The following is a 26,750-nucleotide window of genomic DNA, read 5'->3' on the forward strand; positions in this document are numbered from 1 at the left end:
CCCCTTTCCGCGAGCGGAAAGGGGGCGCAGCAGGTGGCCGGTCATGGACCGGCCACCAGGGGTCGAACGCAAGGCACCCGGATTACTCGGCTGCGGCGCCTTCGCTCGCGTCGGCGGTCGTCGCCGTGGTGGTGGCGTCGTCGCTGCCGGAGCCGGCCAGTTCGGCGGCCTCGGAGTCGGCGATCGCACGGCGCTCGGCCTCGTCCATGAGGTCCTTGGCCTTGCGTGCCTGGTGGTACGCCATGCCGGTGCCCGCGGGGATCAGGCGACCGACGATGACGTTCTCCTTCAGACCGCGCAGCTCGTCGCGCTTGCCCATGATGGCCGCTTCGGTCAGCACGCGCGTCGTCTCCTGGAACGATGCGGCGGAGATGAACGAGTCGGTCGACAGCGACGCCTTCGTGATGCCCAGCAGCAGGTTGGTGAACGTCGCGGGGATCTTGCCTTCGGCGCGCAGGGCGTCGTTGGTGTTGAGCATTTCGCTGCGTTCGATCTGTTCGCCGGAGATGTAGGTGGTGTCGCCGATGTTGTCGACCACGACACGGCGCAGCATCTGGCGAACGATCACCTCGATGTGCTTGTCGTTGATCTTCACGCCCTGCAGGCGATAGACGTCCTGCACCTCGTCGACGATGTAGCGCGCGAGTTCCTCCGAGCCCAGCAGGCGCAGGATGTCCTGCGGGTCCGCCGGTCCGTCGACCACGCTCTCGCCCTTGTTCACCACCTGGCCCTCGTGCACCAGGATGTTCTTCTCCTTGGGCACGAGTTCCTCGTAGACGTTGCCTTCCGGGTCGGTGATCTGCAGGCGCAGCTTGCCCTTGGTCTCCTTGCCGAACGACACCGTGCCGGTCATCTCCGCCAGCATGCCCTTGTCCTTGGGCGAGCGGGCCTCGAACAGCTCGGCCACGCGGGGCAGACCGCCGGTGATGTCGCGCGTCTTCTGGCCTTCGACCGGAATGCGCGCCAGCACCTCGCCCGGACCCACGTCCTGGCCGTCGCGGATCTGCACCAGGGCGCCGATCGGGAAGCCGATGGTCACCGAGTGGTCGGTGCCGGGGATCTTCACCTCCTGGCCCTGGGCATCGACCAGCTTCACCTGCGGACGCACGACCTTGGCCGCGCCGCGGCGCTTCGGATCGATCACCACGAGGGTGGACAGGCCGGTCACCTCGTCGACCTGCTTGGCCACGGTGAGGCCTTCCTCGACGTTCTCGAACTTCGCCTGGCCGGCGAATTCCGTGATGATGGGGCGCGTGAGCGGATCCCAGTTGGCGAGGATGGCACCGGCCTTGACCTGCTGGTCGGCCTTGATCGCCAGCACGGCGCCGTAAGGCACCTTGTGGCGTTCGCGCTCGCGACCGTGCTCGTCGTGGATGACGATCTCGCCCGAACGCGAGATCACCACCAGCTCGCCCTTGCTGTTGGTCACGTAGCGCATCGTGGCGTTGAAGCCGATCGAGCCGTTCGACTTGGCTTCCACGCTGGAGGCGATGGCCGCGCGCGAGGCGGCGCCGCCGATGTGGAAGGTCCGCATCGTCAGCTGCGTGCCGGGTTCGCCGATCGACTGCGCGGCGATCACGCCGACCGCTTCGCCGATGTTGATCAGGCCACCGCGGCCCAGGTCGCGGCCGTAGCAGGTCGCGCAAATGCCGAAGCGCGTCTCGCACGTGAGCGCGGTGCGCACCTTGACCTCGTCGACGCCCTGCGCCTCGAGCATCTCGATGTTGTCCTCGTCGAACATCTGGCCGGCGTTGAGCAGCACGGCCTGCGTCTCGGGATGCAGCACGTCGTCGGCGGCGGAACGGCCCAGGATGCGGTCGCGCAGCGACTCGATGACCTCGCCGCCCTCGACGATGGCGCGCATCAGATAGCCACCGTGCGTGCCGCAATCCTGCTCGATCACGACCAGGTCCTGCGTCACGTCGACCAGGCGACGCGTGAGGTAGCCCGAGTTCGCGGTCTTGAGCGCCGTGTCGGCCAGGCCCTTTCGGGCGCCGTGCGTGGAGATGAAGTACTCCAGCACGTTGAGGCCTTCGCGGAAATTCGCGGTGATGGGCGTCTCGATGATGGAGCCGTCGGGCTTCGCCATCAGGCCCCGCATGCCGGCGACCTGGCGGATCTGCGCGGCGGAACCGCGCGCGCCCGAGTCGGCCATCATGTAGATGGAGTTGAACGACTCCTGCTCGACTTCCTTGCCGTGGCGGTCGATGACCTTCTGCTTGGACAGCTTGGCCATCATGACCTTCGACACCTCGTCGCCGGCCTTGCCCCAGATGTCCACCACCTTGTTGTAGCGCTCGCCGGACGTCACCAGGCCGGAGACGTACTGCTGCTCGATCTCCTTCACTTCCTTGGCCGAGCGGTCGATGATACCGTGCTTCTCGGCGGGCACCAGCATGTCGTCGATGGCGATGGAGATGCCGGCCTTCGTCGCCAGGCGGAAGCCGTTTTGCAGCAGCTTGTCGGCGAACACCACGGTCTCCTTCAGGCCGCACTTGCGGAACGAGACGTTGATGAGCTTGGAGATCTCCTTCTTCTTCAGCGCCTTGTTGATGTTGGAGAACGGCAGTCCCTTGGGCAGGATCTCGGAGAGCAGCGCGCGGCCCACGGTCGTGTAGACGAGCGAGGTCGACGGCGTGAATTCGCCGGTTTCCTTGTCCTTCGTGTACTCGGTGATGCGCACGGAGATCTTGGCGGTCAGTTCGACCTCGTTGGCGTCGAGCGCGCGCTGGACTTCACCGAGGTCGGAGAAGATCAGGCCCTCGCCCTTGCCGTTGATGCGGTCGCGGGTCGTGTAGTACAGGCCCAGCACCACGTCCTGCGACGGCACGATCGAGGGTTCGCCCGAAGCCGGGAACAGCACGTTGTTGGAGGCCAGCATCAGCGTGCGGGCTTCCATCTGCGCTTCCACCGACAGCGGCACGTGGACGGCCATCTGGTCGCCGTCGAAGTCGGCGTTGAACGCCGCGCAGACGAGCGGGTGCAGCTGGATCGCCTTGCCTTCGATCAGGATCGGCTCGAACGCCTGGATGCCCAGGCGGTGCAGCGTGGGGGCGCGGTTGAGCATCACGGGATGCTCGCGGATCACCTCCTCGAGGATGTCCCACACCACCGGCGTGCCGGATTCGACTTCCTTCTTGGCCGCCTTGATCGTCGTCGCGATGCCCATGGCCTCGAGGCGCGAGAAGATGAACGGCTTGAAGAGTTCGAGCGCCATCAGCTTGGGCAGGCCGCACTGGTGCAGCTTGAGCGTCGGGCCCACCACGATGACCGAACGGCCCGAGTAGTCGACGCGCTTGCCCAGCAGGTTCTGCCGGAAGCGACCCGACTTGCCCTTGATCATGTCGGCCAGCGACTTCAGCGCGCGCTTGTTGGCGCCCGTCATGGCCTTGCCTCGGCGGCCGTTGTCCAGCAGCGAATCGACCGCTTCCTGCAGCATCCGCTTCTCGTTGCGCGCGATGATCTCCGGGGCCTTCAGCTCCAGCAGACGGCGCAGGCGCGAATTGCGGTTGATGACGCGGCGGTACAGGTCGTTCAGGTCGGAGGTCGCGAAGCGGCCACCGTCCAGCGGCACCAGCGGACGCAGGTCCGGCGGCAGCACGGGCAGCACTTCCAGCACCATCCATTGCGGCTTGATGCCCGACTTGCGGAAGGCCTCCAGCACCTTCAGGCGCTTGGAGTTCTTCTTGACCTTGACTTCGGAGCCGGTCAGGTCGCCACGCAGGCGCTCGATCTCGCTGTCGAGCTCGATGCCCTCGAGCAGGTCACGGATGCCTTCAGCGCCCATCTTGGCGACGAACTCGTCGCCGAACTCGCGGCGCTTGGTGTCGTAGTCGTCCTCGGACATGATGTCGCGCTTCTTCAGCGGGGTCATGCCGGGGTCGGTGATCACGTAGGCTTCGAAGTACAGCACGCGCTCGATGTCACGCAGCGTCATGTCGAGCACCAGGCCCAGGCGCGACGGCAGCGACTTCAGGAACCAGATGTGCGCGCACGGTGCGGCCAGGTCGATGTGACCCATGCGCTCGCGGCGGACCTTGGTCTGCGTGACTTCGACGCCGCACTTCTCGCAGATGACGCCACGGTGCTTCAGGCGCTTGTACTTGCCGCACAGGCACTCGTAGTCCTTGATGGGGCCGAAGATCTTGGCGCAGAACAGGCCGTCGCGCTCGGGCTTGAAGGTGCGGTAGTTGATCGTCTCGGGCTTCTTCACCTCGCCGAACGACCACGAACGGATCTTCTCCGGCGAGGCCATGCCGATCTTGATGGCATCGAAATGCTCGTCGGGCGTGAATTGCTTGAACAGGTCGAGTAATGACTTCATGTGACTCTTTCCTTGTCTGCTTATGAACGTTCGAGTTCGATGTCCAGGCCCAGGGAACGGATTTCCTTGACCAGCACATTGAACGATTCCGGCATGCCGGCTTCGATGGAGTGTTCGCCCTTGACGATGGACTCGTACACCTTGGTGCGGCCCACGACGTCGTCGGACTTCACCGTCAGCATTTCCTGCAGCACGTAGGCGGCGCCATAGGCTTCCAGCGCCCACACTTCCATCTCGCCGAAGCGCTGGCCGCCGAACTGGGCCTTGCCGCCCAGGGGCTGCTGGGTGACGAGCGAGTACGGACCCGTGGAGCGGGCATGCATCTTGTCGTCCACCAGGTGGTGCAGCTTCAGGAAGTGCATGTAGCCGACGGTGACCGGACGCTCGAACTGCTCGCCGGTGCGCCCGTCGTACAGGTAGGCCTGCGTGCGCGTCTCGGTCAGGCCCTTGAGCTTGGCGATCTCGTCCGGATAGGCGAGCTTGAGCATGCCGCGGATCTCTTCCTCGGAGGCGCCGTCGAACACCGGCGTCGCGAAGGTGGCGCCGCTCGACAGGTTGGCCGCCATCTCCAGCACCTCGGTGTCGCTCAGCTGGGCCAGATCCTCCTTGCGGCCGGAGCCGTTGTAGAGCTGGTCCAGGAACGCGCGCAGTTCGGCGATCTTGGACTCGGCCTGGAGCAGGTCGCCGATGCGCTGGCCGACGCCCTTGCCGGCCCAGCCCAAATGCACTTCCAGGACCTGGCCGACGTTCATCCGCGAGGGCACGCCCAGCGGATTCAGGCAGATGTCGCACGGCGTGCCGTCGGCCATGTGGGGCATGTCCTCGACCGGAACGATCTTGGAGACCACGCCCTTGTTGCCGTGGCGGCCGGCCATCTTGTCGCCCGGCTGCAGGCGGCGCTTGACGGCCAGGTAGACCTTGACCATCTTGAGCACGCCCGCGGGCAGCTCGTCACCCTGCGTGAGCTTCTTGCGCTTTTCCTCGAAGGCGAGGTCGAAGCTGTGGCGCGTCTGCTCCAGCGAGTTCTTGATCGACTCGAGCTGCGAGGCCACGTCGTCCTCCGCCGGACGGATGTCGAACCAGTGGAACTTCTCGATCGACGACAGGTAGGCCTTGTCGAGCTTGGTGCCCTTGGCCAGCTTGTTCGGGCCGCCGTTGGCGGTCTTGCCGTTGAGCAGTTTCTCGATCCGGTCGAACGCGTCGGCCTCGACGATGCGCAGCTGGTCGTTTAGGTCGAGGCGGAAGCGCTTGAGCTCGTCGTCGATGATCTGCTGGGCGCGCTTGTCGCGCTGGATGCCCTCTCGGGTGAACACCTGCACGTCGATGACCGTGCCTTGCGAGCCCTGGTCGACGCGCAGCGAGGTGTCCTTCACGTCGGAGGCCTTCTCGCCGAAGATCGCGCGCAGCAGCTTCTCTTCCGGCGTCAGCGTGGTCTCGCCCTTGGGCGTGACCTTGCCCACCAGCGTGTCGCCGGGCATGACCTCGGCACCCACGTAGATGATTCCGGACTCGTCCAGGCGGTTGAGCTGCTGCTCGGCCAGGTTCGGGATGTCGCGCGTGATTTCCTCGGCGCCCAGCTTGGTGTCGCGCGCCATCACCACCAGCTCCTCGATGTGGATCGAGGTGTAGCGGTCCTCGGCGACCACGCGTTCGGAGATCAGGATCGAGTCTTCGAAGTTGTAGCCGTTCCAGGGCATGAAGCCGATCAGCATGTTCTGGCCGAGGGCCAGTTCGCCCAGGTCGGTCGAGGCACCGTCGGCCACCACGTCGCCCTTGGCGATCTTGTCGCCGCGCTGGACGATCGGACGCTGGTGGATGTTGGTGTTCTGGTTCGAACGCTGGTACTTGATCAGGTTGTAGATGTCCACGCCGACCTCGCCGGCCGCGGCTTCCGCGTCGTTCACGCGCACCACGACACGCGTCGCATCGACGTAGTCGACGATGCCGCCGCGCGTGGCGGTGACCACGGTGCCGGAGTCGACCGCGGAGACGCGCTCGATGCCGGTGCCGACGAACGGCTTCTCGGGACGCAGCACCGGCACGGCCTGGCGCTGCATGTTGGCGCCCATCAGCGCGCGGTTGGCGTCGTCGTGCTCCAGGAAGGGCACGAGCGAGGCTGCCACCGAGACGATCTGCGCGGGCGAGACGTCCATGTACTGGACCCGCTCGGCGCCCACCAGGATCGATTCACCGGCTTCGCGGGCCGACACCAGATCGCCGGTCAGCACGCCGTCCTTGTCCAGTGCCGCGTTGGCCTGGGCGATGACGTATTTGCCTTCCTCGATGGCCGACAGGTAGTCGATGTCCATCGTGACCTTGCTGTCGACCACGCGGCGGTACGGCGTCTCGATGAAGCCGTACTCGTTCAGGCGGGCATACAGGGCCAGCGAATTGATCAGGCCGATGTTCGGGCCTTCGGGCGTCTCGATCGGGCAGACGCGACCGTAGTGGGTTACGTGCACGTCGCGCACCTCGAAGCCGGCGCGCTCGCGCGTCAGACCGCCCGGGCCGAGGGCCGAGACGCGACGCTTGTGCGTGATCTCGGACAGCGGATTGGTCTGGTCCATGAACTGCGAGAGCTGCGACGCGCCGAAGAATTCCTTCAACGCGGCCGAGATGGGCTTGCTGTTGATCAGGTCGTGCGGCATCAGGGGTTCCTGCTCCGCCTGACCCAGACGCTCCTTCACGGCCTTCTCGATGCGCGCCAGGCCGGTGCGGTACTGGTTCTCGGCCAGTTCGCCGACGCAACGCACGCGGCGGTTGCCGAGGTGGTCGATGTCGTCGACCTCGCCGTTGCCGTTGCGCAGGTCCACCAGGATCTTGACGACGTGCAGGATGTCCTCGTTGGTCAGCACCATCGGGCCGGTCGACTCGTCGCGACCGACCTTGGCGTTGAACTTCATGCGGCCCACGCGCGACAGGTCGTACGTGTCCGGGTTGTAGAACAGGCGCTGGAACAGGGCCTGCACGGCGTCTTCGGTCGGCGGCTCGCCGGGGCGCATCATGCGGTAGATGGCCACGCGCGCGGCGAACTCGTCGACCGTCTCGTCGATGCGCAGCGTCTGCGAGATGTAGGCGCCCTGGTCGAGTTCGTTGGTGTAGATGACCTGCAGATCCTGCACGCCGGCGGTGCGCAGCTTCTTGAGCAGCGCTTCCGTCAGTTCGTCGTTGGCCTTGGCCAGGATCTCGCCCGTGTCGCCGTCGACGATGTTGCGCGCCACCACGCGGCCGACCAGGAAGTCTTCCGGCACGCTGATGTGGGTGGTCTCCGATTGCTCGAGCTCGCGCGTGTGGCGGGCGGTGATGCGCTTGTCCTTGGCGACCACGACCTTGCCGGCCTTGTCGGTGATGTCGAAGCGCGCGACCTCGCCGCGCAGGCGCTCGGCGACGAATTCCATCTGCGCGCCGCTGTCCATCAGGCGGAAGTTGTCGTTCACGAAGAAGTTCGCGAGGATCGATTCCGGGTTCAGGCCGATGGCCTTGAGCAGGATCGTGACGGGCATCTTGCGGCGGCGGTCGACGCGGAAGTACAGCATGTCCTTGGGATCGAACTCGAAATCGAGCCACGAACCACGGTAGGGAATCACGCGCGCGGAGAACAGGAGCTTGCCCGAGCTGTGGGTCTTGCCCTTGTCGTGCTCGAAGAACACGCCCGGCGAGCGGTGGAGCTGCGACACGATGACGCGCTCGGTGCCGTTGATGATGAACGAGCCCTTCTCGGTCATGAGCGGCACTTCGCCCATGTAGACCTCCTGCTCCTTCACTTCCTTCACGACCTTCGACTGCGATGTCGACGACTCGCGGTCATAGATGATGAGCTGCACCTTGGCGCGCACGGCCGATGCGAAGGTCAGGCCACGGGTCTGGCACTCGCGCACGTCGAACGCCGGCTTCGCCAGGTTGTACTCGAGGAACTTCATCTCCACGAAACCGTTGTGCGAAACGATCGGGAACGCGGCGGTGAATGCGGCCTGGAGGCCGTCGATGGTGCGCTTGGTCGGAGCGATGCCGGCTTGCAGGAAAGCGGTGTAGGCATCCTTCTGCATCTGCAGGAGGTAGGGAATCTCGACGACGCTGTCGCGGTTGCCGAAGTTCTTTCGGATGCGCTTGCGTTCGGTGTAGCTGTAGGAGGACGTTTGGGCCATGAGAGCTCCGGGGCTTGAAATCTTCAGCGACTTAGTCCGATGCTCGCGCACCGTGCTCCTTGGCGGCTGGCCACTACCAGCCGTTGGCGGACGGCGATGCGTTGCACATCGCCCGAACCAAGGGTTCTTCTGCAGTCGGGGTCAGAAGACACTCGCAAACCGCGTCGGGACGCCAGCTTGCGGGTGCGCTCTGAAAGCGCCAAAGGCTGGAGGACCTTTTCAGGCACCTCCAGCCTTTTAGAGGGGGAAAATTACTTCAGTTCCACCTTGGCGCCGGCATCTTCCAGCTTCTTCTTGGCGGCTTCGGCATCTGCCTTCGACAGGCCTTCCTTGACGGCCTTGGGAGCGGCTTCCACCAGGTCCTTGGCTTCCTTGAGGCCCAGGCCGGTGATTTCGCGCACGGCCTTGATCGCCGACACCTTGTTCGCGCCGGCTTCCAGCAGCATGACGTTGAACTCGGTCTGCTCTTCGGCGACCGGCGCCGCAGCGCCACCGCCGGCAGCGGGAGCGGACATGGCCGCCGCGCTCACGCCGAACTTCTCTTCGATGGCTTTCACCAGGTCGTTGAGTTCCAGGACCGTCATGCTGTCGAGCGCGGTCAGAAATGCGTCTTTATCGAATGCCATTTTTGTTTCCTAACAATTGGGTTGAATGTTCCAGAACGCAAGCCGCGCTCAAGCCGGCTGCGCCTCGGTGGCCGCCGGTGCTTCTTCGCTGGCTGCCGTTTCGCCGCCACCACGCTTCTCGGCCAGCGCCGCGAGCACGCGGGCGGTACGGGAGACGGGCGATTGCATCAGGCCCAGCAACTGGGCGAGCAGCACTTCCTTGGAAGGGATGCTGGCCAGTTGCTTCACGCCGTTCACGTCCAGGCTCTTGCCGGCGAAGGCACCGCCGCGAATCACCAACTTGTCGTTGGTCTTCGCGAAATCGGACACCACTTTCGCGGCGGCCACGGCGTCGACGGAAAAACCGTAGATCAGCGGACCGGTCATCTGGTCGCCGATGACTTCGAATGCGCTTCCTGCGACAGCACGGCGTGCCAGCGTGTTCTTCAACACGCTGAGCGTCACGCCCTGGCTGCGCGCGGTATTGCGCAATTTGGTCATGTCGGCAACCGTGATGCCACGGTATTCCGCCAGAACGAGCGTTTGAGCTTGGGCGGCGAGGGTGGTCACATCGGTGATGACCGCTTCTTTCTCACTGCGATTCAGACTCAAGGTCTACTCCTTTTGATGCGCTCCTCGGCCAAAGCCTCGAAGCGCGCTTCATGCAGCGACCAACTGTTTCGGAAACACGTTCCTTGCAGTGGGATCGCCATCTGCGCTGGTGGACTGCCTCGCGAGAAGCCGTCGATTAAGTGCAGGGGACTGCACACCAGCGGTCTTGGATGGCCCGCCGTGGCAATGTTCCTTCTCTCGAAGAAGCACCGCCCCAGTGACCCACCACATCGCCGTGTCCACGCGGGACACGGCAAATCTTTCGATCAGCTCTGCTGCGCGATCGTCTGGGTGTCGACGCGCACGCCCAGACCCATCGTCGACGACACGGCAACCTTGCGCAGGTACACGCCCTTGCTGGTCGCCGGCTTGGCCTTGACCAGCGCATCGATCAGCGCCGCCAGGTTGCCCTGGAGCTTGTCGGTGTCGAACGAACGACGACCGATCGTGCCGTGCACGATGCCCGCCTTGTCGACGCGGAACTGGACCTGACCGGCCTTGGCGTTGCGCACGGCCTGAGCGACATCGGGCGTGACCGTGCCAACCTTGGGGTTGGGCATCAGTCCACGCGGACCCAGGATCTGACCCAGCGTACCGACGACGCGCATGGCGTCCGGCGCGGCGATCACGACATCGAAAGGCATGTCGCCAGCCTTGACCATCGCTGCCAGATCGTCCATGCCGACGATGTCGGCGCCGGCAGCCTTGGCTTCCTCCGCCTTGGCGCCCTGGGCGAACACGGCGACGCGCTTGGTCTTGCCGGTGCCGTTGGGCAGCACGACGGCGCCACGGACGACCTGGTCGGACTTCTTGGCATCGATGCCGAGTTGCACGGCCACGTCGATGGACTCATCGAACTTGGCGGTGGCGGCTTCCTTGATGATGCCGATGGCATCCAGCAGCGGGTACAGCTTGGTGCTGTCGACCTTGCCCTCGAAGGACTTTTGCTTCTTGGTCAGCTTGGACATTTACACGCCCTCCACATTCACGCCCATCGAGCGGGCAGATCCGGCAATCGTGCGGACCGCGGCATCGAGGTCGGCGGCCGTCAGATCCTTCATCTTGGTCTTGGCGATCTCTTCGAGCTGTTCGCGCGTGATCTTGCCGACCTTGTCGGTGTGCGGACGGGCCGAACCCTTGTCCAGCTTGATGGCCTTCTTGATCAAGGTGACCGCCGGCGGCGTCTTGATGATGAAGGTGAAGCTCTTGTCCGCGAACGCGGTGATGACCACGGGCAGCGGCAGACCCGGCTCGACGCCCTGGGTCTGGGCGTTGAACGCCTTGCAGAACTCCATGATGTTCAGACCGCGCTGGCCCAGTGCGGGACCGATGGGCGGTGACGGGTTGGCCTTACCAGCTGGGACTTGCAGCTTGATGAAGCCGACGATTTTTTTCGCCATGACTTTGCTCCTTGCGGGTGATGACGCACGAGCACAAGGCTCGAGCTCCCCGGGGTTGAACGGCTCTTCGATGTCGAGTTCGCCGCCGAGCCGGAAAGGCGGCGAACACCAAATAGAAATCTCGCCGGAAGAAACGAGGTCGCAACCTCATCCCTCCCGTCGGAGCATCAGGTCTTTTCGACCTGACTGAATTCGAGTTCGACCGGCGTTGCGCGGCCGAAGATCATGACTGAAACGCGCACCTTGCTCTTCTCGTAGTTGACTTCCTCGACCGTGCCGTTGAAGTCGGTGAAAGGGCCTTCCTTGACGCGCACGAACTCGCCCGACATGAACTCGACCTTGTGACGCGGCTTCTCGGTGCCCTGCTGCATCTGACTCACGATGTCCTCGACTTCCTTCTGGGAAATCGGTGCCGGCCGGTTCTTCGCGCCACCGACGAAGCCGGTGACCTTGTTGGTATGTTTGACGAGGTGCCAGCTCTCGTCGTTCATGATCATCTCGACCAGCACATAGCCCGGGAAGAAACGCCGCTCCGTCGTGCGCTTCTGGCCGTTCTTGATCTCGACCACTTCTTCGGTCGGCACCAGGATGCGGCCGAACATGTTCTGCATGCCAGCGCGATTGATGCGCTCGGTGATGTTGCGCTCGACGGCCTTCTCCATGCCCGAGTAGGCATGCACCACGTACCAGCGCAGGTCGGGGTTCGTCGGCGGGGCCAGCACGGGCACGTCTTCGGACGGATTTTCCACCACGGTGGGTTCGATCGCATCGGTCATTATTTTCTCCAGCCCAGGATGAGGTCGAAGAACACCCATTCCAGGGTCTTGTCCGTTGCCCAAAGAAAGATCGACATGATCGCCACGAAGGCGAACACATAGGCCGTCATCTGCATCGCTTCCTTGCGCGCGGGCCAGACCACCTTCTTGACTTCACGCCAGGAATCACGTCCGAAAGCCCACAACTGGCGACCATTCTCGGAACTCGCGAACACGACCACCGCAGCGGCCAAGCCAACGAGCAAGGCAGCCCACTGCACCCACGAGCCCTGTCGCCCGAGCAGGTAGAAGGCCACGATGGCGCCCAGCGCCAGTACCACGGACCCGGCGAGCTTGGCCTTGTCTGCGCCGGTGCTGACGGTTTCGATTTGAGTTGTAGCCATCTTCGGCAGATCCCTGTGACCGCGTAGCGGCCTTCAATTCATCGCGCCACTTGAGACGCCGAAGCCCGTCGGGTTGCGACGGGCCTTTGGTGCGCCACTTCAAGTGGCAGGGGCAGTAGGAATCGAACCTACAACCTTCGGTTTTGGAGACCGACGCTCTGCCAATTGAGCTATACCCCTTCAATCATCCCGATCAGGCGAGGATCTTGGCGACGACGCCCGAACCCACGGTGCGGCCACCCTCGCGGATGGCGAAGCGCAGGCCTTCTTCCATGGCGATGGGGTTGATGAGCTTGACGGTGATGCTGACGTTGTCGCCGGGCATGACCATCTCCTTGTCCTGGGGCAGCTCGATCGCGCCGGTCACGTCCGTCGTGCGGAAGTAGAACTGCGGGCGGTAGTTGTTGAAGAACGGCGTGTGACGGCCACCCTCGTCCTTGCTCAGCACGTACACCTCGGCGGTGAAGTGCGTGTGCGGCTTGATCGAGCCGGGCTTGCACAGCACCTGGCCGCGCTCGACTTCTTCGCGCTTCGTGCCGCGCAGCAGCACGCCCACGTTGTCGCCGGCCTGACCCTGGTCGAGCAGCTTGCGGAACATCTCCACGCCCGTGCAGATGGTCTTGACCGTCGGGCGGATGCCCACGATCTCGATTTCCTCGCCCACCTTGATCACGCCGCGCTCCACCGCGCCGGTGACCACCGTGCCACGACCCGAGATCGAGAACACGTCCTCCACCGGCATCAGGAACGTGCCGTCCACGGCGCGCTCGGGCGTCGGGATGTAGGTGTCCAGCGCCTCGGCCAGCTTCATGATGGCCTCCTCGCCCAGCTTGCCCTTGTCGCCTTCCAGGGCGAGCTTGGCCGAGCCGTGGATGATCGGGGTGTCGTCGCCGGGGAAGTCGTACTTGTCCAGCAGCTCGCGCACTTCCATCTCGACGAGCTCGAGCAGCTCGGCATCGTCGACCATGTCGCACTTGTTCAGGAACACGATGATGTAGCCCACGCCCACCTGGCGCGCCAGCAGGATGTGCTCGCGCGTCTGGGGCATCGGGCCGTCGGCCGCCGAGCACACCAGGATCGCACCGTCCATCTGGGCGGCGCCGGTGATCATGTTCTTCACGTAGTCGGCGTGGCCCGGGCAGTCCACGTGCGCGTAGTGACGGTTGGCCGTCTCGTACTCGACGTGCGCGGTGTTGATCGTGATGCCGCGCGCCTTCTCCTCGGGCGCCGCGTCGATCTGGTCGTAGGCCTTGGCCTCACCGCCGAACTTCGCCGACAGCACCGTCGCGATCGCCGCCGTCAGCGTCGTCTTGCCATGGTCCACGTGGCCGATCGTGCCCACGTTCACGTGGGGCTTGGTGCGGGTGAATTTACCTTTTGCCATTCTCGACTCCGAAAATTAACTGGTTCAACAACACGTTCATTTGGGGCCGCGCCATCCATGACGCAACCCCGGAAACTGGTGCCCTTTGCGGGAATCGGACCCGCGACCTCTCCCTTACCAAGGGAGTGCTCTACCACTGAGCCAAAAGGGCCTGGCTTCGAAAAGCCTGAAAACTCGCAACCAAACGGACCCGTGGAGCGGGAGACGGGAATCGAACCCGCGTCATTAGCTTGGAAGGCTAGGGTTCTACCATTGAACTACTCCCGCAGTTCGATCCCGACCACACGGCCGGGATCTTGTGCACTTGCATCCAAAGCGTCCTGAAATCCGTTTCGCTTCGCTGGTGGAGAGGGCTGGATTCGAACCAGCGTACTCGTAAGAGGGCAGATTTACAGTCTGCTGCCATTAACCACTCGGCCACCTCTCCGGCGAATCGCGGAATATAGCATAACTTCATGACTCCGCGCGACTTTTGAACGTCAGCGAGCGGATTCTACACAGCCGAACCGACCCCGGCTTCAGTACCCGTGTGCCTCGCGCCAGGCCTTGGCCTGTCCGAAGTGGCCGCATCCGATGAAGGGCAGCGGCGGGCGCAACGCCGACAGCGGCGACGGGTGGTTCGCCACCAGCACCTTGTGCCGCTGGAGGTCGATCAGGGTTTTCTTGCTCTGCGCGTGCGAGCCCCACAGCATGAAGACGACATCGCGCTCGCCTTCGGCGATGTGTCGGATGACGGCGTCGGTCAGCACCTCCCAGCCCTTGCCGGCGTGGCTGGCGGCCTGGCCCTCCTCCACCGTCAGGCAGGTGTTCAGGAGCAGCACGCCGTGACGGGCCCACTGGACCAGGCTGCCGCCGGGATGCGGGAATTTCGGTGGCGGGGTGCCCAGGTCACGCTGCAACTCCTTGAAGATGTTGCGCAGCGACGGCGGCAGCGGCACGCCCGGGGCCACCGAGAACGCGAGTCCCTCGGCCTGGCCGCGGCCATGGTAGGGGTCCTGGCCGAGGATCACCACCCGCACCTCGTCGGGCGGCGTAAGTTCGAGCGCCCGCAGGGGCTGTGGCGGGAAGACGACGGCGCCCGCCTCCAGGCGCTCCTTCAGGAAGGCCTGCAGCCGGACGCCGGCCGGTTCGGCGAAGAAGGCGTCGACCAGCGGCTGCCAGCCCGGCGCCACGGGCCAGTCGGCCGGATCGGCGCTCGCGAGCTGGGTCGGCGCGGGCTCGGTCATGCGAACAGCTCCGCGAGCGCCGTGCCGGGGTCGCCCGCGCGCATGAAGGCCTCGCCGACCAGGAACGCCTGCACGCCGGCTTCGCGCAGCCGCGCGACGTCCTCGCGCGTGCCGATGCCCGACTCGGTGACCAGCACTCGGTCCGACGGCACGCGCGCGCGCAGTCCGAGCGTGGTCTCGATCGAGACGTCGAAGGTGCTGAGATCGCGGTTGTTGATGCCGATCAGCGGCGTCCGCAGCTTCAGGGCCCGGTCGAGTTCGGCGCCGTCGTGCACCTCGACCAGCACGGCCATGCCCAGGTCGCGCGCGATGAGTTCGAAATCCTTCATCTGCGCGTCGTCGAGGCAGGCGGCGATCAGCAGGATCGCGTCGGCGCCCATCGCGCGCGATTCATAGACCTGGTAGGGGTCGACCAGGAAGTCCTTGCGCAGCACCGGCAGGTCGCACGAGGCCCGGGCCTGCTTCAGAAAATCGACGCTGCCCTGGAAGAACTGTCGGTCGGTCAGCACCGACAGGCAGGCCGCGCCGATCGATCCATCGCCCTCGGCGTAGCTCTGGGCGATGTCGGCGGGTTCGAAGTCCTCGCGCAGCACGCCCTTGCTGGGACTGGCCTTCTTGACCTCGGCGATCACCGCCGCCTGGCCGGCGGCGATGCGGCGGCGCAGCGCGCCTTCGAAATCGCGCGTGAGCACGCGGCTCTCGGCATCGAAACGCATGGCCTCCAGGGACCGGCGGCGCCGTGCGTCGGCGACTTCCTCGTGCTTGACGGCGACGATCTTCTTCAGGATGTCTGACATGTTCTGGGGTTCCTTCGTTCTTTCAGACCGCCCCGGCGGCCGTCGCGGCCGACAGGGCGCGGGTGAGGTCGACCAGCCGGGCCAGCCGGGCCCGCGCCGCGCCGCTGGCGATGGCATCGCGGGCTTTCGTCATGCCCGTGGCGATGGAGTCGGCCACGCCGGCCGCGTACAGGGCGGCGGCGGCGTTGATGACGACGATGTCCTGCGCCGGGCCGGGCACGCCGTCGAGCACGCCGCGCAGCATCGCCATCGACTGCGCGGGCGTCTCCACGCGCAACGCGCGGTTGCTGGACATGGCCAGGCCGAAGTCCTCGGGGTGCAGCTCGTACTCGCGGATCTCGCCGTGATGGAGTTCCCCCACCAGCGTGGCGGCGCCCAGGGAGATCTCGTCCATGCCGTCGCGTCCGTGGACCACCAGCGCGTGCTCGGCGCCCAGGCGCTGCAATGCGCGCACCTGGATGCCCACCAGGTCGGGATGGAAGACGCCCATCAGGATGTTGGGCGCGTCGGCCGGATTCGTGAGTGGCCCGAGGATGTTGAAGATCGTCTTGATGCCGAGCTCCTTGCGCACCGGCGCGACGTTCTTCATCGCCGGATGGTGGTTGGGCGCGAACATGAAGCCGATGCCGACCTCGGCGATGCACCGGGCGATGCGCTCGGGCGACAGGTTGATCTCCACCCCCAGGGCCTCCAGCACGTCGGCGCTGCCGGACTTGCTGCTCACGCTGCGCCCGCCGTGCTTGCTGACCTTGGCGCCGGCCGCCGCGGCGACGAACATGGCGCAGGTGGAGATGTTGAAGGTGTGCGAGCCGTCGCCGCCGGTGCCCACGATGTCCACCAGGTGGGTGCGGTCGGCCACCGCCACCTTGGTGGAGACCTCGCGCATCACCTGCGCGGCGGCGGTGATCTCGCCGATGGTCTCCTTCTTGACGCGCAGCCCGGTGATAAGCGCGGCCATCATGACCGGCGAACACTCGCCGCTCATGATGAGCCGCACGATGTGCAGCATCTCGTCGTGGAACACCTCGCGGTGCTCGATGGTGCGCTGCAGCGCTTCCTGCGGTGTGATGGGCATGGTGGGTCGGTTCCGGATCGGGTGCGGGATGGGCGGTGCCTCAGGAGGCGAAGAAGGCGCGGATGGCCTCCGCCGCGGCGTCCACGCCGGCCACGTCGACGTCGAGGTGCGTGACGAAGCGCAGGCGGTAGAGGCCGGTGACCAGGATGCCGCGCGTCGCGAGGAAGGCCAGCAGGTCGGCGGCGCGGGTCCGGGCCGGACCTTCGAGGTCGACGAACACGATGTTGGTCTGCGGCGCCTCCACGCGCAGGCCGTCGATGCCGGCGAGGCTGTCGGCCAGGCGCTGGGCCAGCGCGTGGTCGTCGGCCAGTCGCGCCACGTGGTGGTCGAGCGCGTGCGACGCGGCCGCCGCCAGGAACCCGGCCTGGCGCATGCCGCCGCCGGCCATCTTGCGGATGCGGTGGGCGCGCGCGATGAAGTCCTTCGAACCGCACAGCGCCGAACCCACCGGCGCGCCCAGGCCCTTGCTGAAGCACACCGACACGCTGTCGAAGCACTGGGCGATGCGGCGCGCCTCGGCGGCCACGGAGTCGGACCGGTCGCCCACGGCCAGCGTGCCCGCGCGTTCGGCCTGGGCCGTGGCGGCGTTGAAGAGCCGGGCACCGTCGAGGTGGCGCTGCAGGCCCTTGGCGCGGGCCAGCTCGGTCGCGGCACGCACGTAATCGAACGGCAGCAGCCGCCCGCCGAGCGTGTTCTCCAGCGCCAGCAGGCGCGTGCGGGCGAAATGCGCATCGTCGGGCTTGATGGCCGCCTCGATCTGGGCCAGCGGCAGGGTGCCGTCGGCCGCGTGGTCGAGCGGCTGGGGCTGCACGCTGCCCAGCACCGCCGCGCCGCCGCCCTCCCAGCGGTAGCAGTGCGCCTGCTGGCCGACGATGTACTCGTCGCCGCGCCCGCAGTGCGCGAGCACGGCGCACAGGTTGCTCTGGGTGCCGGTGGGCATGAACAGCCCCGCCTCGAAGCCCAGCAGCGCGGCGATCCGCTCCTGCAGCGCGTTGACGCTCGGGTCGGCGCCGAACACATCGTCGCCCAGCGGCGCGGCGGCCATGGCCTCGCGCATCGCCGGAGTCGGCTGCGTGACGGTGTCGCTGCGCAGGTCGATGGTGGGGCTCAGGGCGTTCATCGGCGGTGGTCCTTCAGTCGAGGAAATTCTTCAGCATGGCGTGGCCGTGCTCGGTGAGGATGGATTCGGGGTGGAACTGCACGCCTTCGACGCGCACGGCCTGGTCGAAGCCGGTGTGGCGCACGCCCATGATCTCGCCGTCGTCGGTCCAGGCGGTGACGGCCAGCTCGGCCGGGCGGCTCGCGCGCTCGATCGACAGCGAGTGGTAGCGGTTGACGGTGAAGCGCTCGGGCAAACCGGTGAAGACGCCCTCGCGCGTGGTCGTGATCTCGCTGGTCTTGCCGTGCATGAGTTGCTGCGCGCGCACGATGGTGGCGCCGAAGGCCGCGCCGATCGCCTGGTGACCCAGGCACACGCCCAGGATCGGCAGCGTGCCGGCGAACTCGCGGATCGCCGCCACCGAGACGCCCGCCTCGGCCGGCGAGCACGGCCCCGGCGAGACCACCAGCCGCTGCGTGCCCGCCGCGATGCGTTCGCCGATCTCTGCCAGCGTGACCTCGTCGTTGCGCACCACCTCGACCTCGGCGCCGAGTTCGCCCAGGTACTGGACGATGTTGTAGGTGAAGCTGTCGTAGTTGTCGATCATCAGCAGTTTCATGGCTTCGCTCCGATCCGGTGCACGCCCTTGACCACCGGGAACACGTTGAAATTGATCAGCAGCCCGAGCCGGTGGCCCGACAGGCGCACCACCGCCTGGGCCTGCATGCGGTGCAGGTCGTCGAGCGCGTCGACCGCCCGCACCTGCACCACCATGGCCTGCTCGACGACGAAGTCGGCCCGGCCGACCTCGCCCAGCGGCCGGCCCTTGTAGGCCGCCGTCACCGCCACGTCGCGCGCGAAGCCGATCTCGCGCTCGGCCAGCTCGACGGCCAGCGCCGCCGCGTACACCGCGCCGGGCAGGCCGGTGCCCAGCACGCGCTGGACCTCGACGGCGGCGCCGATGATCTCGTGCGAGAAATCGCTGGCGGCCAGGCCGTGCTGCTGCGCGTCGCCGGCCGTCATTCGAGCCCCTCCTCGACCAGCTCGGCGGCGCGCAGCAGCGCGCGCGCCTTGGCCTCGGTCTCCTTCCACTCCAGCTCGGGCACCGAGTCGGCCACCACGCCGGCGGCGGCCTGCACGTGCAGCACCTGATCCTTGACGATGCCGGTGCGGATCGTGATGGCGACGTCCATGTCGCCCGCGTAGCTGATGTAGCCGCAGGCACCGCCGTAGAGCCCGCGCTTGACGGGCTCGAGCCGGTCGATGAGCTCCATCGCGTGCACCTTGGGCGCCCCGGTGAGCGTGCCGGCCGGGAACGTGGCCTTGAGCACGTCGATGGCGGTCATGCCGTCCTTCAGCGTGCCCTCGACGTTGCTCACGATGTGCATCACATGGCTGTAGCGCTCGACCGCGAAAGCCTCGGTGACCTTCACGGTGCCGGTCTTGGCGATGCGGCCGATGTCGTTACGCGCCAGGTCGATGAGCATCACGTGTTCGGCGCGTTCCTTGGGGTCGTTGACGAGTTCGTGCTCGGCGGCCTTGTCGAGTTCGATCGAGGCGCCGCGCGGGCGCGTGCCGGCGAGCGGGCGGATCGTCACCTTCTGCTCGCCGTCGGCCAGGCGCTCCTGGCGCACCAGGATCTCCGGCGAGGCGGCCACGACGTGGAAGTCGCCCAGGTCGTAATAGAACATGTAAGGCGACGGATTGAGCGAGCGCAGCGCCCGGTAGAGCGACAGGGGCGACTCCGTGAACCGCTTGCTGATGCGCTGGCCGATCTGCACCTGCATGAAGTCGCCCGCGGCGATGAGTTCCTTGGCGCGCTCGACGGCGGCGATGTAGTCGGCCTTGGCGAAGGAGCGCTCGGGCGGATGCGACGGCGTCGGCCTGACCTGAGGCGCGCTGACCGAGTATTTCAGCTGTTCGCGCAGCTCGCGCAGCCGGCGCTTGGCCACGGCATAGGCCTCGGGCTGGGCCGGGTCGGCATAGACGATCAGGTAGAGCTTGCCCGAGAGGTTGTCGATGACCGCCAGCTCCTCGCACTGCAGCAGCAGGATGTCGGGGCAGCCCAGCGTGTCGGGCGGGCAGCTGTCCTCCAGCTTCTTCTCGATGTAGCGCACCGCGTCGTAGCCGAAGTAGCCCGCCAGACCGCCGCAGAAGCGCGGCAGCCCCGGGCGCAGCGCGACCTTGAAGCGCTGCTGGTAGGCGGCGATGAAGTCGAGCGGATTGCCCTCGGCGGTCTCGACCACGCGGCCGTCGGTGACGACCTCGGTGCGCGCCGCGGCACCGAAGCCGCTCGCACGGATCAGCGTGCGCGCGGGCAGGCCGATGAAGCTGTAGCGCCCGAAGCGCTCGCCGCCGACGACGGATTCGAGCAGGAAGCTGTATTTGCCGCCGTCACGGGCATGGGCCAGCTTGAGGTAGAGGGACAGCGGCGTCTCGAGGTCGGCGAAGGCCTCGGCCATCAGCGGGATGCGGTTGTAGCCCTGCGCGCTGAGGCTCTTGAATTCGAGTTCGGTGATCACGGATGGGGTTTCCTGGACCGGCGGGCGCTTCGAGGGTGCGGGCCGCCGGCGGTGTCGTTCGGGGAATGCGGTGCCGCTGCAGGGAAGGAGCGGGACCTCGGGCGCACGGCGTGCGCCGTGCCTTCAGATGGGCGAGGACGATGGCTTGCGCCAGGGCCAGGCTCCCCGGCTGCCTGGGCCTGTTCGAACGACGTGGGTGGGCATGCGCATGGAGGAGCGAGTTTAGCCGAGCGATTTCGCGCTGCCCAGTGCATCCAGCGCCGCGAGCGTGTCGAGGAAGCCGTCGGCATCGACCGCGCGCACCGGCTCGCCATGGTTGTAGCCGTAGGTCACCAGCACCACCGGGCAGCCGGCGGCACGGGCGGCGCGGGCGTCGTTGCTGGAGTCGCCGACCATGAGCGTGCGCGAGGGCGTGCTGCCGAGCGCCTCGCAGGTCTTCAGCAGCGGCAGCGGATCGGGCTTCTTGCGCTCGAAGGCGTCGCCGCCGAAAACCACCTCGAAGAAGGCGTCCAGCCCCTTGGCGGCGAGCAGCGGCCGGGCGAAGGCGCCGGGCTTGTTGGTCAGGCAGGCCAACCGCAGGCCGCGGTCGCGCAGGACGCGCAGGCCCTCGACCGCGCCGTCGTAGACGCTCGAATGCCGTCCGTTGACGGTCTCGTAGTGACGCTGATAGCCGTCGAAGGCGCGGTCGTACAGCGACTCGGGCGCCGCGAGATGCCGCAGCACCGACCGCACGAGGTGTTCGGAGCCCTTGCCGACCATCGCCTCGACGGCCCGCGCGTCGACGGCGGGCAGCGAGAGGTCGGCCAGCATGGCGTTGAGCGCGGCGACGAAGTCGCCCAGGGTGTCGACCAGGGTGCCGTCGAGGTCGACGATGGCGGCGTCGAAATGCGCGAGATCGAGTGTCATGCGTTCGAGAATAGCCGCAGTGCGACGCCCGCCACGGCCACGCGCCCGGCCGCCGGCGTTCACCAGCGCGGCACGGTCTCGTCCTTGAGCCGCCGGCGCAGCGCGGCATGGTCGGGCATCGCGGCCGCCACGGTGGCCCAGAAGCGCGGGCTGTGGTCCATCACGCGCAGGTGGCTCAGTTCGTGGACGACCACATAGTCGATGACCTCCGGATGGAAGTGCATGAGCCGCCAGTGCAGGCGGATCGCGCCGGTCGAACTGGCGCTGCCCCAGCGGGTCGCCGCGTTCGACAGGCCCAGCTGCTTCCAATGCACGCCGATGCGCGGCGCGAAATGGTCGAGCCGCTCGGTGAACAGGCACCGCGCCTGCCGCATGAGCCAGGCGCGCGTGGCGTCGCGGATCAGCTCGGGCGCGGCGTCGGGAGCGAGCGGGAGCCACAGCACCCGCGGCGATGCGACGTCGTCCGACGGGACCTCGTCGAGCACCGCACCGCTTGCGCGTCCGGCGGCGCGCGACGGATCGAGCCGCACCGCCAGCGATCGACCCAGGAAGGGCAGGACGGTGCCGTCGTGCCAATCGATGCGCGCGGCTTCGATGCGCTCGTGACGCTGGCGTGTCTCGGCGAGCTTGCGCAGGATCCAGCCGGCCTTGTCGCGCACCGCCTGATCGACATCGCCCAGGGCCACCCAGCGCGGCGCGCGCACCGACAGGCCTTCGATGCCGATCACGAAGCCGATGGTGCGGCGCGCGCCGCGCGTGAACTCGTAGGCGACCCGGACCTCGCCGAGCTGCGCCTCGCGCGTGGCGCGCGGATGGACGAAGCGCGCCGTCCCGGGCGTCGTCGACAGCGCCGTCAGGATGCCGTGCCCGCGGCCCATCGCGTCGCGCCCGTCATTCGGTGTAGGCCTCCGGATCGAGCCGGCGCATCTCGCCCTCGATCCATGCCTCGACCTCGTTCATCAGTTCCTCCGCCTTGCGACCGGTGGTCGGGATGGCCGGGCCGATCGACACGTCGACCACGCCCGGGTACTTGATGAAGGCCTTGCGCGGCCACACCCGCGCCGAGGTCACGGCCACCGGGATCACCGGCGCCCCGGTCTGGATCGCCAGGCGCGTGCCGCCGTTCTTGTAGACGCCGCGCTGGCCGCGCGGGATGCGCGTGCCCTCGGGGAACATGATGATCCAGATGCCCTGGGCCAGCAGCACCCGGCCCTGCGCCACCACCTTGCTGAAGGCGCGCGCGCCCTGCTTGCGATCGATGTGGATCATGTCGAGCCGGGCCATGGCCCAGCCGAAGAACGGCACGTAGATCAGCTCCTTCTTGAACACGTAGGCCAGCGGATGCGGCATCAGCGTGGGCATCAGGAAGGTCTCCAGCGTCGACTGGTGCTTGACCAGCAGCACCGCGCCGGCGCGCTTCTCGTGCGGCAGGTTCTCCAGACCGACGACCCGGGTGCGGATGCCCAGGATGACGCGCGCCCCGGCCATCGCCCAGCCGAGCCAGCGTTCGGCCATCCAGTAGAGCGGCTCGCCGCGCCGCCAGACCGAGGCGACGACCATGATGAGCCCCCACGGGATCACCGTGGCCAGCATCCAGAGCATGTGCACCACCGAGCGCACGAAGGCCAGCAGCGTCGCGGCCGCGCCGGGGCGCCTCATCGCTCGGCCGCCTGCTGCGCGGCGGCGTCGGCCGCGCGCCGGGCCTCGCGCGCGAGCAGGAACTCGACGAAGGCCGGCAGGTTCTCGTGGACCCGCGTGGCCGCCGGGTACTCGGGCGGCAGCGGGTCGACGCCGCGGCATGCCGCGCCCATGCCGGTGAGCAGCAGGTGCGGCTCGCAACCGGCCGCGGCGCCGGCCTGCACGTCGCGCAGGCTGTCGCCGGCCGTCGGCACGTCGGCCAGGTCGATGCCGTAGCGCTCGCCGATCTGCTGGAACAGCCCCGGGCGGGGCTTGCGGCAGGCGCAGTCCTCGTCGGGACTGTGCGGACAGTAGAAGACCGCGTCGACGCGCCCGCCGACGGCCGCGAGCATCTTGTGCATCTTGGCGTGCATGGCGTTGAGCGTGGCGACGTCGAACAGCCCGCGCCCCAGACCCGACTGGTTCGACGCGATGACCACGTGCCAGCCGGCGTGGTTGAGCCGGGCGATGGCCTCGAGCGCGCCGGGCAGGGGCGTCCATTCGACCTCGCTCTTGACGAAATCGTCGCGGTGCAGGTTGACGCTGCCGTTGCGGTCGAGGATGACGAGTTTCATGGCGGACATGCACAGCCCCGGGCACTCGGACGGGATCGGAACGGGGTCGCCGGCACGGTCGCCATCAGGCCGCGAGCCGTTCGAGTTGCGCCACGCGGTTCATCGCCGCGTGCAGCAACTTGAGCAGGCCCAGCCGGTTCAGGCGCAGGTCGATCTGCTCGGCGTTGACCATCACGTCGTCGAAGAAGGCGTCCACCGGCGCGCGCAACGCGGCCAGGGCCTGGAGCGACGCGGTGTAGTCGCCGGCTTCGAAACGGGCGTCGGCCTCCGGCAGCACCCGCGCCATGGCCGCGTGCAGCGCCCGCTCGGCGGGCTCTTGCAGCAGCAGCTCGCTGACATGGGCATCGGCCTGGGGCGACTTCTTCAGAATGTTGCCGATGCGCTTGTTGGCCGCGGCGAGCGCGGGTGCCTCGGGCAGCGCGGCGAAGGCGCGCACGGCCGCGAGCAGCCTGGGGACGGTGCCCAGGCGCTGCGGGCGGGAGGCCAGGACGGCGTCGACCTCCTGCGCGCTGGCGCCCTGCTCGCGCAGGCTGCCGGCGAGGCGGTCGTAGAGGAAGGTCAGCAGCAGCGCCTTGCGCTCCGCGACGGCGCCGTCGAAGGGCGACGTCGGCGTGGTGTCGCCGACGGCGCCGGGCAGGTCGGTGGGCGTGCGGTCGAACATGCCGAAGGCCTGGTCGACGAGGCGGTCCACGTCCAGCGGCAGGTCCTTCTCGCCCAGCATCCGCAGCACGCCCAGCGCGTGCCGGCGCAGCGCGAACGGGTCGCGGTCGCCGGTGGGCAGGTTGCCGATGCCGAACATGCCCACCAGCGTCTCGAGCTTGTCGGCCAGCGCGACCACGACCCCGACATCGCCGCGCGGCAGGGTGTCGCCGGCGAAGCGCGGCTTGTAGTGGTCCTCGATGGCGTCGGCCACGTCGGCGTCGAGTCCGTCGTGCAGCGCGTAGTAGCGGCCCATGGTGCCCTGCAGTTCCGGAAACTCGCCCACCATGTCGGTCACGAGGTCGGCCTTGGCCAGCCGCGCCGCCTGCACCGACTTTGCGGCCAGCCCGGCGTCGGCCAGTTGCCCGGCGATGCCCTGCGCGATGCGCATCACCCGCTCGACCCGCTCCCCCTGACTGCCCAGCTTGTTGTGATAGACCACCTTGTCGAGCGACTCGACGCGCGAGGCGAGGGTCTTGCGGCGGTCCTGGTCGAAGAAGAACTTGGCATCCGCCAGGCGCGGGCGCACCACGCGCTCGTTGCCGCCGACCACCGCGCTGGCGTCGTCGGGCGAGATGTTGCTCACGACGAGGAAACGGTTGGTCAGCCGTCCCGACGCATCGAGCAGCGGGAAGTACTTCTGGTTGGCCTTCATCGTCAGGATCAGGCACTCCTGGGGCACTTCCAGGAACTCGGGCTCGAACTCGCACACCAGCACGTTCGGCCGCTCGACCAGCGCGGTGACCTCGTCGAGCAGCGCCGCGTCGTCGATCGGCCGCACGCCGCCGCCGATGCGCTGGGCGGCGGCATCGAGCTGGCGCGCGATCTCGGCGCGACGCTCGGCGAAGCCGGCGATGACGGCGCCCTCCTCGGCGAGCTGGCGCGCATAGGCGTCGGCATCGGCCAGCACCACCGGGTCGACCCGGGCCTCGAAGCGGTGGCCGTGCGTCTCGCGCCCGGCCTTCAGCCCCAACGCCTCCACGGCGACGACGTCGCCGCCGTGCAGGGCCACCAGGCCGTGCGCCGGGCGCACGAAGCTCACGCTGCTCCAGCCGGGCAGCTCGCAGCCCGATTCGAGCTGGTAGCTCATCACCTTGGGGATCGGCAGCCGGGCGATGGCCTCGGTCAGCGCCTTCTGCAGGCCCTCGGCCAGGGTCGCGCCACGCGCGGTGCTGTCGTGGAAGAGCGCTTCGCCCTTGCCGTCGGGCGCGCGCCGCAGCGCGGGCACCGCGGAAGCGTCCGCACCCAGTGCGGCGAGCCGCTTGAGCAGGGCCGGCGTGGCGTTGCCGGCGGCGTCGAGCCCGACGGAGACAGGCATCAGCTTCTGCGACACGGCCTTGTCGGCGGCGCGCCCGGCGACACCCGCGAGGTGGGCGCCGAGCCGGCGCGGCGAGGCGTAGGCGGTGAGCGTCGAGGCGGCATCGGCCAGGCCCTGCGCGACGAGCTGGTCGCGCAGCACGCCGGCAAAGGCATCGCCGAGCTGCTTCAGGGCCTTGGGCGGCAGTTCCTCGACGAAGAGTTCGACGAGCAGGTTGGATGTCATGGTCATGGTCTTCAGGCCGCCTTCTTGGCCGGGAGCTTGGGCATCTGCGCGACCCATTCGTGCGGCGCCATCGGGAAGCCCAGCCGTTCGCGGCTGTCGTAGTAGCTCTGCGCGACGCCGCGCGCGAGGTTGCGGATGCGGCCGATGTAGGCGGCGCGTTCGGTCACGCTGATGGCGCCCCGCGCATCGAGCAGGTTGAAGCTGTGGGCGGCCTTGAGCACCTGCTCGTAGGCCGGCAGGGCGAGCTGGGCCTCCATCAGGTGGCGGGCCTGCTTCTCGTGCGCGGCGAAGGCGGTGAACAGGAACTCGGCGTCGCTGTGCTCGAAGTTGTAGGTCGACTGTTCGACCTCGTTCTGCCTGTAGACGTCGCCGTAGGTGAGGCCCTCGGTCCAGGTCAGGTCGTAGACGTTGTCCACGCCCTGCAGGTACATCGCCAGGCGCTCCAGGCCGTAGGTGATCTCGCCCGTGATGGGGCGGCAGTCGATGCCGCCGACCTGCTGGAAGTAGGTGAACTGCGTCACCTCCATGCCGTTGAGCCAGACCTCCCAGCCCAGGCCCCAGGCGCCGAGCGTGGGGTTCTCCCAGTCGTCCTCGACGAAGCGGATGTCGTTCTTCCTCAGGTCGAAGCCCAGGGCGGTCAACGAACCCAGGTACAGCTCCAGGATGTCGGCCGGTGCCGGCTTGAGCACCACCTGGTACTGGTAGTAGTGCTGCAGGCGGTTGGGGTTCTCGCCGTAGCGGCCGTCCTTGGGGCGGCGACTGGGTTGGACGTAGCCCGCTTTCCAGGGCTCGGGGCCGAGGGCGCGAAGGAAGGTCGCCGTGTGCGAGGTGCCGGCGCCGACCTCCATGTCGTAGGGCTGCAGCAGCGCGCAGCCCTGGTCGGCCCAGTACGACTGGAGGGTGAGGATGATTTGCTGGAAGGTCAACATGAGGCGGCGGGCCGGCGCGGGGCCGGACTTTGGAGGGACTGCGGCAGGGACGGATCCGCGAAGGCCGCGATTT

The 26,750-nt window shown here is 67.4% G+C and carries 22 protein-coding genes and 4 tRNA genes; all 26 read right to left on the bottom strand.

All coding sequences use genetic code 11. The features are described from left to right. Positions 1-82 precede the first annotated feature (82 nt). The 26 genes from rpoC to glyQ all read right to left on the bottom strand — a co-directional run bounded on the left by rpoC (position 83) and on the right by glyQ (position 26,677). Entirely contained in the window at positions 83-4,324 is a 4,242-nt protein-coding gene (gene rpoC, locus NF681_17265; protein UST54012.1) for a DNA-directed RNA polymerase subunit beta', read from the bottom strand. 20 nt (positions 4,325-4,344) lie between these two features. Beyond that, a complete protein-coding gene (gene rpoB, locus NF681_17270) occupies positions 4,345-8,469 on the bottom strand; it encodes a DNA-directed RNA polymerase subunit beta (protein UST54013.1) in 4,125 nt (1,374 codons plus the stop codon). Positions 8,470-8,720: 251 nt separating this feature from the next. Beyond that, complete coding sequence (gene rplL / locus NF681_17275) at positions 8,721-9,095, bottom strand: 50S ribosomal protein L7/L12 (GenBank protein ID UST54014.1); 375 nt, start codon at positions 9,093-9,095, stop codon at positions 8,721-8,723. Between the two features lie 48 nt (positions 9,096-9,143). Beyond that, on the bottom strand, positions 9,144-9,686 hold the full coding sequence (rplJ, locus tag NF681_17280; protein UST54015.1) for a 50S ribosomal protein L10: 543 nt from the start codon (positions 9,684-9,686) through the stop codon (positions 9,144-9,146). 266 nt (positions 9,687-9,952) lie between these two features. Next, positions 9,953-10,654: a 50S ribosomal protein L1 gene (rplA, locus tag NF681_17285; protein ID UST54016.1), complete on the bottom strand. Its 702-nt coding sequence runs from the start codon at positions 10,652-10,654 to the stop codon at positions 9,953-9,955. Then, positions 10,655-11,086, bottom strand: a complete 432-nt coding sequence (gene rplK, locus NF681_17290) for a 50S ribosomal protein L11 (GenBank protein UST54017.1) — start codon at positions 11,084-11,086, stop codon at positions 10,655-10,657. It abuts the gene before it with no gap. A 167-nt stretch (positions 11,087-11,253) separates the two neighbouring features. Then, on the bottom strand, positions 11,254-11,862 hold the full coding sequence (gene nusG, locus NF681_17295) for a transcription termination/antitermination protein NusG (GenBank protein ID UST54018.1): 609 nt from the start codon (positions 11,860-11,862) through the stop codon (positions 11,254-11,256). Beyond that, positions 11,862-12,245: a preprotein translocase subunit SecE gene (secE, locus tag NF681_17300; GenBank protein ID UST54019.1), complete on the bottom strand. Its 384-nt coding sequence runs from the start codon at positions 12,243-12,245 to the stop codon at positions 11,862-11,864. The genes nusG and secE overlap by 1 nt, the downstream gene beginning before the upstream one ends. A 104-nt stretch (positions 12,246-12,349) precedes the next feature. Then, a tRNA-Trp gene (locus NF681_17305) sits at positions 12,350-12,425 on the bottom strand. A gap of 13 nt (positions 12,426-12,438) precedes the next feature. Then, entirely contained in the window at positions 12,439-13,629 is a 1,191-nt protein-coding gene (tuf, locus tag NF681_17310; GenBank protein ID UST54020.1) for an elongation factor Tu, read from the bottom strand. Positions 13,630-13,705: 76 nt separating this feature from the next. Beyond that, positions 13,706-13,780 (bottom strand) — tRNA-Thr (locus NF681_17315). Positions 13,781-13,822: 42 nt separating this feature from the next. Further along, a tRNA-Gly gene (locus NF681_17320) sits at positions 13,823-13,896 on the bottom strand. Positions 13,897-13,970: 74 nt separating this feature from the next. Then, positions 13,971-14,056 (bottom strand) — tRNA-Tyr (locus NF681_17325). 91 nt (positions 14,057-14,147) lie between these two features. Further along, the gene (locus NF681_17330; protein UST54021.1) at positions 14,148-14,855 is read right to left on the bottom strand and encodes a uracil-DNA glycosylase; all 708 of its coding nucleotides are present in this window, start codon (positions 14,853-14,855) and stop codon (positions 14,148-14,150) included. Beyond that, positions 14,852-15,652, bottom strand: a complete 801-nt coding sequence (gene trpC, locus NF681_17335) for an indole-3-glycerol phosphate synthase TrpC (GenBank protein ID UST54022.1) — start codon at positions 15,650-15,652, stop codon at positions 14,852-14,854. The genes NF681_17330 and trpC overlap by 4 nt, the downstream gene beginning before the upstream one ends. A 22-nt stretch (positions 15,653-15,674) precedes the next feature. Further along, positions 15,675-16,727 carry an anthranilate phosphoribosyltransferase gene (gene trpD / locus NF681_17340; protein ID UST54023.1) on the bottom strand — a complete coding sequence of 351 codons (1,053 nt, stop codon included), beginning with the start codon at positions 16,725-16,727 and terminating at the stop codon, positions 15,675-15,677. Positions 16,728-16,767: 40 nt separating this feature from the next. Further along, entirely contained in the window at positions 16,768-17,847 is a 1,080-nt protein-coding gene (gene ltaE / locus NF681_17345; GenBank protein UST54024.1) for a low-specificity L-threonine aldolase, read from the bottom strand. A 13-nt stretch (positions 17,848-17,860) separates the two neighbouring features. After that, a complete protein-coding gene (locus NF681_17350; protein UST54025.1) occupies positions 17,861-18,445 on the bottom strand; it encodes an aminodeoxychorismate/anthranilate synthase component II in 585 nt (194 codons plus the stop codon). Continuing rightward, complete coding sequence (locus tag NF681_17355; protein ID UST54026.1) at positions 18,442-18,849, bottom strand: GxxExxY protein; 408 nt, start codon at positions 18,847-18,849, stop codon at positions 18,442-18,444. Before NF681_17355 ends, NF681_17350 begins: the two co-directional genes overlap by 4 nt. Further along, the gene (trpE, locus tag NF681_17360; protein UST54027.1) at positions 18,846-20,348 is read right to left on the bottom strand and encodes an anthranilate synthase component I; all 1,503 of its coding nucleotides are present in this window, start codon (positions 20,346-20,348) and stop codon (positions 18,846-18,848) included. Before trpE ends, NF681_17355 begins: the two co-directional genes overlap by 4 nt. Positions 20,349-20,570: 222 nt before the next feature. Beyond that, positions 20,571-21,254, bottom strand: coding sequence for a phosphoglycolate phosphatase (gph, locus tag NF681_17365; protein ID UST54028.1), 684 nt, complete (start codon positions 21,252-21,254; stop codon positions 20,571-20,573). Positions 21,255-21,313: 59 nt separating this feature from the next. Continuing rightward, positions 21,314-22,132 carry a M48 family metallopeptidase gene (locus NF681_17370; protein UST54029.1) on the bottom strand — a complete coding sequence of 273 codons (819 nt, stop codon included), beginning with the start codon at positions 22,130-22,132 and terminating at the stop codon, positions 21,314-21,316. Between the two features lie 13 nt (positions 22,133-22,145). After that, positions 22,146-22,883: a 1-acyl-sn-glycerol-3-phosphate acyltransferase gene (locus tag NF681_17375; GenBank protein UST55823.1), complete on the bottom strand. Its 738-nt coding sequence runs from the start codon at positions 22,881-22,883 to the stop codon at positions 22,146-22,148. 26 nt (positions 22,884-22,909) lie between these two features. Further along, positions 22,910-23,506, bottom strand: coding sequence for a D-glycero-beta-D-manno-heptose 1,7-bisphosphate 7-phosphatase (gene gmhB, locus NF681_17380; protein ID UST54030.1), 597 nt, complete (start codon positions 23,504-23,506; stop codon positions 22,910-22,912). A 64-nt stretch (positions 23,507-23,570) separates the two neighbouring features. Further along, positions 23,571-25,748 carry a glycine--tRNA ligase subunit beta gene (gene glyS / locus NF681_17385; protein ID UST55824.1) on the bottom strand — a complete coding sequence of 726 codons (2,178 nt, stop codon included), beginning with the start codon at positions 25,746-25,748 and terminating at the stop codon, positions 23,571-23,573. 11 nt (positions 25,749-25,759) lie between these two features. After that, entirely contained in the window at positions 25,760-26,677 is a 918-nt protein-coding gene (glyQ, locus tag NF681_17390) for a glycine--tRNA ligase subunit alpha (GenBank protein ID UST54031.1), read from the bottom strand. Between the last annotated feature and the right edge of the window lie 73 nt (positions 26,678-26,750).

It is taken from the genome of Comamonadaceae bacterium OTU4NAUVB1 (assembly GCA_024372625.1).
GTDB lineage: Bacteria > Pseudomonadota > Gammaproteobacteria > Burkholderiales > Burkholderiaceae_C > Variovorax.